12 protein-coding genes are annotated in these 10,810 nt (G+C 66.1%); 2 read left to right on the forward strand and 10 right to left on the reverse strand.

Features of this window, described 5'->3' with window-relative positions; all coding sequences use genetic code 11:
- The first annotated feature begins 176 nt into the window (after positions 1-176).
- Positions 177-716 carry a Smr/MutS family protein gene (locus AC07M7_RS18650; protein ID WP_295378418.1) on the forward strand — a complete coding sequence of 180 codons (540 nt, stop codon included), beginning with the start codon at positions 177-179 and terminating at the stop codon, positions 714-716.
- Positions 717-785: 69 nt separating this feature from the next.
- On the opposite strand, the gene truD is transcribed toward AC07M7_RS18650, so the two are convergent.
- The 10 genes from truD to AC07M7_RS18700 form a co-directional block, all read right to left on the reverse strand.
- Complete coding sequence (gene truD / locus AC07M7_RS18655; RefSeq protein ID WP_295378415.1) at positions 786-1,817, reverse strand: tRNA pseudouridine(13) synthase TruD; 1,032 nt, start codon at positions 1,815-1,817, stop codon at positions 786-788.
- The gene (ispF, locus tag AC07M7_RS18660; RefSeq protein ID WP_065722302.1) at positions 1,814-2,311 is read right to left on the reverse strand and encodes a 2-C-methyl-D-erythritol 2,4-cyclodiphosphate synthase; all 498 of its coding nucleotides are present in this window, start codon (positions 2,309-2,311) and stop codon (positions 1,814-1,816) included. Before ispF ends, truD begins: the two co-directional genes overlap by 4 nt.
- Before the next feature lie 34 nt (positions 2,312-2,345).
- Complete coding sequence (ispD, locus tag AC07M7_RS18665) at positions 2,346-3,044, reverse strand: 2-C-methyl-D-erythritol 4-phosphate cytidylyltransferase (RefSeq protein WP_046984414.1); 699 nt, start codon at positions 3,042-3,044, stop codon at positions 2,346-2,348.
- A complete protein-coding gene (gene ftsB / locus AC07M7_RS18670) occupies positions 3,041-3,394 on the reverse strand; it encodes a cell division protein FtsB (protein WP_046984413.1) in 354 nt (117 codons plus the stop codon). The genes ispD and ftsB overlap by 4 nt, the downstream gene beginning before the upstream one ends.
- A 4-nt stretch (positions 3,395-3,398) precedes the next feature.
- On the reverse strand, positions 3,399-4,691 hold the full coding sequence (gene eno, locus AC07M7_RS18675) for a phosphopyruvate hydratase (protein WP_495208027.1): 1,293 nt from the start codon (positions 4,689-4,691) through the stop codon (positions 3,399-3,401).
- Between the two features lie 97 nt (positions 4,692-4,788).
- Positions 4,789-5,118 carry a hypothetical protein gene (locus AC07M7_RS18680; protein ID WP_428710535.1) on the reverse strand — a complete coding sequence of 110 codons (330 nt, stop codon included), beginning with the start codon at positions 5,116-5,118 and terminating at the stop codon, positions 4,789-4,791.
- A complete protein-coding gene (locus tag AC07M7_RS18685; RefSeq protein WP_430766401.1) occupies positions 5,118-5,462 on the reverse strand; it encodes a hypothetical protein in 345 nt (114 codons plus the stop codon). Before AC07M7_RS18685 ends, AC07M7_RS18680 begins: the two co-directional genes overlap by 1 nt.
- Complete coding sequence (gene kdsA / locus AC07M7_RS18690) at positions 5,459-6,289, reverse strand: 3-deoxy-8-phosphooctulonate synthase (RefSeq protein ID WP_495208028.1); 831 nt, start codon at positions 6,287-6,289, stop codon at positions 5,459-5,461. The genes AC07M7_RS18685 and kdsA overlap by 4 nt, the downstream gene beginning before the upstream one ends.
- Positions 6,290-6,378: 89 nt before the next feature.
- Positions 6,379-8,043 (reverse strand): CTP synthase, encoded by a 1,665-nt coding sequence (gene pyrG / locus AC07M7_RS18695; RefSeq protein WP_004152841.1) that lies wholly within the window; start codon positions 8,041-8,043, stop codon positions 6,379-6,381.
- A gap of 400 nt (positions 8,044-8,443) precedes the next feature.
- On the reverse strand, positions 8,444-8,677 hold the full coding sequence (locus tag AC07M7_RS18700) for a hypothetical protein (protein WP_032969519.1): 234 nt from the start codon (positions 8,675-8,677) through the stop codon (positions 8,444-8,446).
- A gap of 172 nt (positions 8,678-8,849) precedes the next feature.
- On the opposite strand from AC07M7_RS18700, the gene parE reads away from it, so the two are divergent.
- Positions 8,850-10,739 (forward strand): DNA topoisomerase IV subunit B, encoded by a 1,890-nt coding sequence (gene parE, locus AC07M7_RS18705; protein ID WP_046984409.1) that lies wholly within the window; start codon positions 8,850-8,852, stop codon positions 10,737-10,739.
- The last annotated feature ends 71 nt before the right edge of the window (positions 10,740-10,810 follow it).

A 10,810-nucleotide genomic window follows, 5' to 3' on the forward strand; every position in this document is an offset into this window, starting at 1 on the left:
GATTCCATCACCGTGCAGTGTGGGCGGGACCGTCGCGCTTCCCTGCGGAAGCCGTCGACCCTGCAAGGGCATCGTCTATTGTGCCGCATGCGAGCCGCCGGTCCTACCCTGCCGGCGGTCACGGCCGACTTCAAATCGTCATAGGCAGGCTCACGCCAGCGGTTTACCCTGTGCGCATGTCGCACCCTGAAGATGAAGATCCGGCCGCATTGTTCCGTGCGGCCATCGGCGAAGTGACGCCGCTGCGCAAGGAAGTGGAGCCGGCGCCCGCCGCGCCGCGGCCGAAACCGCGCGCGCGCATGGCCGAGCGTGACGCGGCGGAAGCCGCTGGCGAGTTCGCCCGGCTGCTGCGCGACAGTACACCGCTGGAAGCCGGCGACGTGGCCAGCTATCGACGCGACAACCTGCCGCCGCGGGTGTTCCAGCGCCTCAAGCGTGGCCAGTACTCGGTGCAGGACGAGCTGGACCTGCATGGTGCAACCGCCGCGCAGGCAGAGGCGTTGCTGCGCCAGTTCCTGCTGGAAGCGCATGCGCACGAATACGGCTGCGTGCGCATCATCCACGGCAAGGGCCTGCAGTCCGATGGCGGTGCGCCGGTACTGAAAAACCTGGTCGATCGCCTGCTGCGGCTGCGCAACGACGTGCTGGCGTTTCATTCGGCGCCGACCGGACAAGGCGGCACCGGCGCGATGCTGGTGCTGCTGGCACGCAGATGAAAAAGGGGACGGAGGGAATTAAGTCGTTTGTGCCACAAACGACTTAATTCCCTCCGTCCCCTTTTTCTGTCAGGCCTGCGAGGCGTCTTCGACCGGGCCGAGCTCGTGCAGCACGGCAGTGGCATAACAGCCCGGCGGCAGTGCGAACGACAGTTCCAGCACGTCATCCGCCAGCCACTGGTGCTGCAGCAACGCTGGACGCAGGCGCAGTGCGCGGCGCTCCTGCTTCAGGCGCGCGTCTTCCAGGCCGGCACGCAGCGCCTTGGATTCGTCGTCATCCAGCGCCGCCAGCTCCAGCGCGCGTGCCGCTTCGGTGCTGCGCAGTTCACCCTCGCCCCACAGCGGTGCGCTGGGATGAATATCGAAACGCGCCAGGCGCTCGGCCAGCACGTCGGTGTACGGCTCGGGGCCGAACACGCTGCGGCTGCCATCGAGCATCCACACTTCGCCATCCAGCGGCTGGTCCCAGTTGCCCTGCTCCACGCGCGCGGCCAGCACGCGGTTGAACAGCGCCGAGCGGGCCGCCGACAGCAGCAGTGAACGCTGGTCCTTGCGCATGCGGCGGCCACCGAACATCGCCAGCGCCGCCGGCACGTTGCCACCGTCGCGGCCAAAACGCTGCTCGCCGAACCAGTTCGGCAGGCCCCGCTCTGCGATCTGCTGCAGGCGCTCACTGATCGCGGCGGCATCACCCTGCACGTCGCGCAGCACCAGCTTGAAACGGTTGCCGGCCAGCGCACCGCGCTGCAGCTTGCGGTTGTGCCAGGTGGATTCGATCACTTCGATTTCATCACTGGCCAGCGATGCCAGGTCAGGCGCCACGCGCTTGGGCAGGTGCACGCTGAAGCGCTGGGTGGTGACCGCGTGCCGATCCTTCATGCCGGCGTAGCTCACCGCCATTTCCGGCAGGCCAGCCCATGCGGCCAGCAACTTGGCCACGTGCACGGTGTTGGCACCGCGCTTGCGGATGTGCAGCAGCAAGTGCTCACCTTCGCCGGTGGCCTCGAAGGCCGGCAGTTCATCAACCTGGAAATCTTCCGGCGTGGTGCGGATGCGTGCGCTCAGCAGCGGCGCGCCGAACGCGAGCGGCAGCGGAATCATGCCGCCACCAGCAGCACCACCGCCTGCGCGGCGATGCCTTCGCCACGGCCGGTGAAGCCCAGCTTCTCCGAGGTGGTGGCCTTGACGCTGACCGCGTCCAGCGGCAGCTGCAGCAGTTCGCCGATGCGTTCGCGCATGGCCAACGCGTGCGGGCCGACCTTCGGCCGCTCGCAGATCACGGTGATGTCGGTGTTGCCGACGCGCCAGCCGCGCTCGCGCAGCAGGCTGTCGCAGTGGCGCACGAAATCGCTGCTGTCGGCACCCTTCCAGCGGTCGTCGCTGGGCGGGAAATGCTGGCCGATGTCCCCCAGCGCGATCGCACCCAGCATGGCATCGCACAGCGCATGCAGGATCACGTCGCCATCGCTGTGTGCGAGCACGCCGCAGCTGTGTGGCACGTTCACTCCGCCGAGCATGATGTGGTCGCCTTCACCGAAGGCATGGACGTCGTAGCCCTGGCCGATGCGGACGGGCGGGAACGGTGCGGTGCTCATGGATACAGCCCTTGCAGCAGGGCCGCGCGGGCAATCAGCCGGCGCGGCGGGAAAGTACGAATTCAAACCGGTCCAGATCGGCCGGGGTGGTGACCTTGAAGTTGTCCTCGCTGCCTTCGACCAACAGCGGGCGCTGGCCCTGGCGTTCCATGGCCATGGCCTCGTCGGTGACTTCCACACCGGCGGCAGCGGCTTCGGACAGCGCGCGGCTGAGCTGGTGGCGGCGGAACAGCTGCGGCGTCAATGCGCGCCACAGACGCTCGCGCGGCTCGGTACCATCGATGCCACCATCGTCGCCAGCGCGCTTGAGGGTGTCACGCACCGGTGCCGCGAGAATCGCGCCGACCGGGTCGGCACGACCGACTTCGAGCAGGCGGCCGAGATCGGCCGGCGACAGGTTCGGGCGCGCCGCGTCGTGGACCAGCACGAATTCATCGGCGCGCACCGTCTCCGGCAGCGCCTGCAATCCGGCCAGCACCGAGGCCGCACGGGTAGCGCCACCGATACAGGTCAGCACCGGCTTGCCGGCCCATTCGCTCCAGCCCGGCCAGTCGGCATCGTCCGGACCGATCACCACCATCGCTCCGGCCACCGCCGGATGCGCCAGCAGTGCATCCAGGGTGTGGGCGAGCAGGATCTGCCCACCCGCCTGCAGGTACTGCTTGGGCAAGGGCGCACCGAAACGGGCGCCACGACCGGCGGCCGGAACCACCACCCAGATCGCCGCGCTCATGGCACGTCCGCCGGATGATCGCCCGCCTGCGCGCTGACACCCGCCGCGGGCTGCACCGGATGGACCGGTGCATCCTCGACCACGCGGTAGAACTTCTCGCCAGGCTTGATCATGCCCAGTTCGCTGCGCGCGCGCTCTTCGATGGCGGACTGGCCTTCCTTGAGGTCCTTCACTTCGGCAGCCAGCGCGTCATTGCGCTGCTGCAGGCCCTCATTGTCACGCTCCTGGTTGGTGACCTGGGCTTCGAGCATCATGACTTCACCCGAATTGCCCGGACCGAACCAGAAGCGATACTGCAGCCAGCCCAGCAACAGGGCCAGCAACAGCAGCATCCAGCGCCAGTCGCGCATCGGATCAGCGCTTCAGCGAAACGAACGCGTCACGACCGGCGTAACGCGCGCCGGCGCCGAGAGCTTCCTCGATGCGCAGCAGCTGGTTGTACTTGGCCACGCGATCGCTGCGGCACAGCGAGCCGGTCTTGATCTGGGTGGCGGTGGTGGACACCGAGATATCGGCAATGGTGGTGTCTTCGGTTTCGCCCGAGCGGTGAGAGACGACGGCGGCATAGCCGGCGCGGTCGGCCATCGCGATCGCTTCCAGGGTCTCGCTGAGCGTACCGATCTGGTTGACCTTGATCAGGATCGCGTTGGCGGTGCCCGAGTCGATGCCTTCCTGGAAGATCTTCGGATTGGTCACGAACAGGTCGTCACCCACCAGCTGCACCTTCTTGCCGATGCGATCGGTCAGCAGCTTCCAGCCGGCCCAGTCGTTCTCGGCCAGGCCGTCTTCGATGGTGATGATCGGGTACTGCGCGGCCCAGTCGGCGAGAAAGTCGACGAACTGCTCGGAGGTCAGGCGCTTGTTCTCGCCGACCAGGTTGTACTTGCCGTTCTCGAAGAATTCGCTGGAGGCCACGTCCAGGCCCAGCAGCACATCTTCACCGGCGGTATAGCCGGCCTTGCCGATCGCTTCGAGGATGGTGTCCAGCGCCTCGACGTTGCTGCGGAAGTCCGGCGCGAAGCCGCCTTCGTCGCCAACCGCCGTGCTCAGGCCGTGGCCCTTCAGCACCGACTTCAGCGAGTGGAAAATCTCGGTACCGGCACGCAGCGCTTCGGAGAACGAGGTGAAGCCGACCGGCAGCACCATGAATTCCTGGAAGTCGACGTTGTTGTCGGCATGTGCGCCGCCGTTGATGATGTTCATCATCGGCACCGGCAGCGACGGAGTCACGCCGGTCTTGGCGGCCAGGTACTGCCACAGCGCCTGCTTGCTCGATGCAGCGGCGGCATGCGCGGCGGCCATCGAAACACCCAGCAGCGCGTTGGCGCCGAGGCGGCCCTTGTTCTCGGTGCCGTCGAGGTCGATCAGGCGACGGTCGAGGCCCTCCTGGTCGGAGGCTTCAAAGCCATTCAGCGCGTTGGCGATGGTGGTGTTGACGTTGTCGACCGCCTTGCGCACGCCCTTGCCCAGGTAACGGGTCTTGTCGCCGTCGCGCAGCTCCACCGCTTCCTTGGTGCCGGTGGAGGCACCGGAGGGAACTGCGGCACGACCGAACGAACCGTCCTCCAGGGTGACTTCGGCTTCCAGCGTGGGGTTGCCACGGCTGTCGAGGATTTCACGGGCATGGATGCTGCGGATCGTACTCATGGTCGGGCCGGTTACCTGTATGGAGAGGGGGCGACAAAAACGAATGCCGCGTGATTATCCCCGGCTACCCGTCGCTTGCCAAATGGCCTGATCGGCATCAGCCCCAGCTGGACCCGATCACGATCAGCACCAGCGACACCAGCATCACCAGCAGGGCACCGGCAATCGCCGCCCAGATGGGTCCTCGCTGCCGCCGCCAGGCCAGCACCATCGCCACCAGACTGCCCAGAAAGGACAGCACCAGCGTGACCAGCGCGCCCAGCACCCACCACTGCATGGCCTGCACGCCGTTGTCGCCGTCCCCCGGGGGACGGAAGCTGGCTGCAAAGGCCACTACGGCGGTCAACAGGCTGCTCCAGGCGAGCACCGACAATCCCAGGGCGACCAGGCCCCAGGGCCAGCCTCGTAGCGGTGTCGTCGTATTCATCAGAACAGGTCGTGCAGCAGCACGCCAAGCCACAGCGAGAGCAGGACCATGGCCAGCGCGGCCGCCGCCCTGCCCCGGTTCAGTCGCCAACCCAGCACCGACGCAACGATGCCGGCGGAAACAGTGAACAATTCGGCCACGGCAAGGGTGATGACATAGGGCTTCAGGTTGAGGCCCGCGCCGTCACCGGGTGGGCGCATCGCCGCGCCCACCAGCATGAAGATGAAGAACGCACCCGACAGCGACAGCAATGCAAGGCCAAGTGCGATCAGGCCCCACGGCCACTGCTTCCAGTGCCGGCGACGACGCTGGGTTGCCAGCGCCGCCCACGGTTCACGACTCACGCGAAGCGCGAGAAGCCGTGCTTCTTGGTCACTGCATCGAGCTCCATCAGGGTCTCGAGAAGGGCTTCCATCTGGTCCAGCGGCCATGCATTGGGGCCATCGGACAGCGCCTTGGACGGGTCCGGATGGGTTTCGGCGAACAGGCCGGAGATGCCCACCGCCACGGCGGCACGCGCCAGGACCGGTACATGCTCGCGCTGGCCACCGGAACTGGTGCCCTGCCCGCCCGGCAGCTGCACGGAGTGGGTGCCATCGAACACCACCGGGCAACCGGTATCGCGCATCACCGCCAGCGAACGCATGTCGCTGACCAGGTTGTTGTAGCCGAAGCTGGCACCGCGCTCGCAGACCATGATCTGCTCGTTGCCGGTGGCCTTGGCCTTTTCCACGACCGGCTTCATGTCCCACGGCGCCAGGAACTGGCCCTTCTTGATGTTGACCGGCTTGCCGGCCGAGCACACCTTGCGGATGAAGTCGGTCTGGCGGACCAGGAACGCCGGGGTCTGCAGCACGTCCACCACCGAGGCCACTTCATCCATCGGGGTGTATTCGTGGACGTCGGTCAGCACCGGCACGCCGATCTGCTTCTTGACCTCGGCCAGGACCTTCAGGCCCTCTTCCATGCCCGGGCCGCGGAACGCAGTGCCCGAGGTGCGGTTGGCCTTGTCGAAGCTGGACTTGAAGATGAAGTTGACACCGAGCCGGTCGGTGACTTCCTTCAACTTGCCGGCGGTATCGAGCTGCAGCTGCATCGACTCGATCACGCAGGGGCCGGCGATCAGGAACAGGGGCTGATCCAGCCCGACCTCGAATCCACACAGTTTCATGGCATTTCCTTGGTTGTCCACGGCAGCGGCCGGGCCGATGCACTGGGGTTGAAGCGAGCAAGATGGGGGCTCAGGGCCCCCATCACAAGTCAGGCGCGGACTTCCTGCAGCAGCTTGCCGCCGGCCTTGCGCTCGCGCGCGGCACGGATGAAGCCGATGAACAGCGGGTGGCCATCACGCGGCGTGGACAGGAATTCCGGGTGCGCCTGGCAGGCCAGGAACCACGGGTGCGCATCGCGCGGCAGCTCGACCACTTCCACCAGGGTGTCGTCCATCGACTTGCCGGCGATCACCAGGCCCGCATCTTCCAGCTGGGTGCGGTAGCGGTTGTTGAACTCGTAGCGATGGCGGTGACGCTCGGCCACCACGTCCTTGCCATACAGCTCACGAGCCAGCGTGCCCGGCTTCAGGCGCTGTTCCTGCAGGCCCAGGCGCATGGTGCCGCCCAGGTCACTCTTGTCGTCACGCTTCTCGACATCGCCGGTGGCAGTGCGCCATTCGGTGATCAGGCCGATCACCGGGTTCGGCGACTGGCGGTCGTTCTCGGTGCTGTTGGCACCCTCCAGGCCGACCACGTTGCGCGCGTAATCGACCACCGCGGCCTGCATGCCATAGCAGATGCCGAAGTACGGCACCTGCTGCTCGCGGGCGAACTTCGAGGTCAGCACCTTGCCTTCGAAACCACGGTCGCCGAAACCACCCGGCACCAGGATGCCATCGACATCGGCCAGCGCGGCCATATCGGTGCCTTCCAGATCCTGCGCTTCCAGCCACTTCAGGTTGACCTTGGTGCGCTGGCGCAGGCCGCCGTGCTTGAGTGCCTCGCCGACCGACTTGTAGGCGTCCTGGTGGTCGACGTACTTGCCGACCACGGCGATGGTCACTTCGTCCAGCGGGTGCAGGGTCGCGTCGACCGCGTCTTCCCACATCGACAGGTCGACCGGACCGACCTTGTCGGCCAGCTTCAGCTGGTTGACGACGATCTCGTCCAGGCCCTGGGCATGCAGGCCCGACGGAATGCGGTACAGCACGTCCACGTCCGGCACGCTGATCACCGCGCGCTCGGAAACGTTGGTGAACTGGGCGATCTTGCGGCGCTCCGAATCCGGCACGGCCTGTTCGGAGCGGCACAGCAGCACGTCCGGCTGGATGCCGATCGAGCGCAGCTCCTTCACCGAGTGCTGGGTCGGCTTGGTCTTCAGCTCGCCGGCGGCGCCGATGTACGGCACCAGGGTGAGGTGCATGAAGAGTGCCTTCTCCGGGCCACGCTCGGTGCGCACCTGGCGGATCGCTTCCAGGAACGGCAGCGATTCAATGTCGCCGACAGTGCCGCCGATCTCGACCAGGGCCACGTCGTAGCCTTCGGTGGCTTCATCGATGCAGCGACGGATCTCGTCGGTGATGTGCGGGATGACCTGCACGGTTGCGCCCAGGTAGTCGCCGCGGCGCTCCTTGCGGATCACGTTCTCGTAGATGCGACCGGTGGTGACCGAGTTCTTGCGGCTCAGGCGGGTGCGCACGAAACGCTCGTAGTGGCCCAGATCGAGGTCGGTTTCGGCGCCGTCGTCGGTGACATAGACCTCACCGTGCTGGAACGGGCTCATGGTGCCCGGGTCGACGTTGATGTACGGGTCGAGCTTCATCATCGTGACCTTGAGGCCACGGGCTTCGAGAATGGCGGCCAGCGACGCGGCGGCAATGCCTTTGCCGAGCGAGGACACCACGCCGCCGGTTACGAAAATCAAGGGAGTCATGGCTGCAAGCATCCTGTCTGGAAATGGAAAACGGCAGCACCACGCGCACCCGGAGGGCGGGCATGGTGCTCAGAGGGGGTTTTCCGGTTCGCTGGGACAGCGAGGGAGGTGCCGTTCCATGCGGCGGCAGGCGCCGGACGGGGACCACCGTGCGAGGTCGGGGTGGCCGTGCCGGTCAAATCGACCGTCACCTGCGACCCGCCATGCTGGAAGCCACGCTTGGCCGCTCCAGCCCATTCGCAAATGGTGGACACGCACTTACTCCCGGAAAGCCATAGTTTACAGATTGATGGCCGCCAACCCAAGGGGCTTGTGCGTCCCATCCAACAAAAAACGCCCCGCTGGGCGGGGCGTTCCGGAGCGCAACCCTTGTCGCAAGGGCGCCTGGCAGGTTGTGGGATCAGCGCTTCTTGCGCGCTTCTTCCTCTTCTTCCTGCTGCGGGACCGGCTGGCCCTTGGCCTTCATTTCGGCATTGGCCTGGGCGCGGCGCTTGGCCTTGGCGTCCGCCTCGGACTGCGCCTTGTCGGCCTGGTCGCCCTGCTGCGGGGCCGGCTGGCCGGCGTTCTGCGCCAGCACCAGCGGCACTGCAACGGCAGCGGCGGCCAGGATCGCAATGGTCAGCAACTTCTTCATGGAGTCCTCCTCGCGGTATGGCTTGGACATATCGGTCCAACTAGGGGCGCCGGCGTTCAGATTCCAGCGGGTGCCATTTTACCCCCTTGCGCGCTCCAAGGCTGAACCGCAGGCGTGCAAAATCACGGGCCAGACCGCACACTTGCGCGTCGCTCCAAGCTTTCGAAGACAGATGAACGCCCGCTATAACGCCGCCGATATTGAAGTCCTGTCCGGCCTTGACCCGGTCAAGCGCCGCCCCGGCATGTATACCGACACCGCGCGCCCGAACCACCTGGCGCAGGAAGTGATCGACAACTCGGTGGACGAAGCCCTCGCCGGCCACGCCCGTTCGATCGAGATCACCCTGTTCAAGGACGGCAGCGTAGAGGTCAGCGATGACGGCCGCGGCATGCCGGTGGACATCCATCCGGAAGAGAAGATCCCGGGCGTCGAGCTGATCCTCACCCGCCTGCATGCCGGCGGCAAGTTCAACAACAACAACTACACCTTCTCCGGCGGCCTGCATGGCGTCGGCGTCAGCGTGGTCAATGCGCTGTCGACCCTGGTGGAAATCCACATCAAGCGCGAAGGTGCCGAACACCGCATCACCTTCCGCAACGGCGACCGCGCCTCGCCGCTGGAAGTGGTCGGCACCGTCGGCAAGAAGAACACCGGTACCCGCCTGCGCTTCTGGCCGGACCCGAAGTACTTCGATACGCCCAAGTTCGCCGTGCGTGCGCTCAAGCACCTGCTGCGCGCCAAGGCCGTGCTGTGCCCGGGCCTGACCGTGAAGCTGACCGACGAAGCCACCGGCGAAGTCGATACCTGGTACTACGAGGACGGCCTGCGCGATTATCTGAAGATGGAGCTGGGCGACCGCGAATCGCTGCCGGCCGATCTGTTCGTCGGCAATCTGAAGAAGGACACGGAGATCGTTGATTGGGCCGTGGCCTGGCTGCCGGAAGGCGAGCTGGTGCAGGAAAGCTACGTCAACCTGATCCCGACCGCGCAGCACGGCACCCATGCCAATGGCCTGCGCACCGGCCTGACCGAAGCGCTGCGCGAGTTCTGCGATTTCCGCAACCTGCTGCCACGCGGCGTCAAGCTGGCCCCGGAAGACGTCTGGGACCGCGTGTCGTTCGTGCTGTCGCTGAAGATGACCGACCCGCAGTTCAGCGGCCAGACCAAGGAACGCCTGTCCTCGCGCCAGGCCGCCGGCTTCGTCGAAGGCGCCGCGCATGATGCGTTCAGCCTGCTGTTGAACCAGAACGTGGAACTGGGCGAGAAGATCGCGCAGATCGCCATCGAGCGCGCCAGTGCGCGCCTGAAGACCGAAAAGCTGGTCGTCCGCAAAAAGGTCACCCAAGGCCCAGCCCTGCCCGGCAAACTGGCCGACTGCATCAGCCAGGACCTGTCGCGCACCGAACTGTTCCTGGTCGAAGGTGATTCGGCAGGCGGCAGCGCCAAGCAGGCCCGCGACAAGGATTTCCAGGCGATCATGCCGCTGCGCGGCAAGATCCTGAACACCTGGGAAGTCTCGTCCAACAGCGTGCTGGCCTCGGAAGAAGTACACAACCTGGCCATCGCCATCGGCTGCGATCCGGGCAAGGATGACATCAGCGGCCTGCGCTACGGCAAGGTGGTGATCCTGGCCGACGCCGACTCCGACGGCCTGCACATCGCGACCCTGCTGACCGCACTGTTCCTGAAGCATTTCCCGGCGCTGGTCGATGCCGGCCACGTGTTCGTGGCAATGCCGCCGCTGTTCCGCATCGACGTGGGCAAGCAGGTGTTCTACGCCCTGGACGAGGAAGAAAAGCGCTCGATGCTGGACAAGATCGAACGCGAGAAGATCAAGGGCGCGGTCAACGTGACCCGCTTCAAGGGCCTGGGTGAAATGAATCCGCCGCAGCTGCGTGAGTCCACCATCCATCCGGATACCCGCCGGCTGGTGCAGCTGACCGTGGACGATCGCGAGCAGACCAGTTCGCTGATGGACATGCTGCTGGCCAAGAAGCGTGCGTCCGACCGCAAGGGTTGGCTGGAAAGCAAGGGCGACCTCGCTTCGCTGGAAGCCTGATCGCTGAGCGGGGTCAGAGCCGTTTCCCACCGGTGAACGGCTCTGACCCCGTTAACCGGTGGTGGGGGGGC

The sequence above is a fragment of the Stenotrophomonas sp. GW821-FHT09E08 genome (assembly GCF_059416125.1).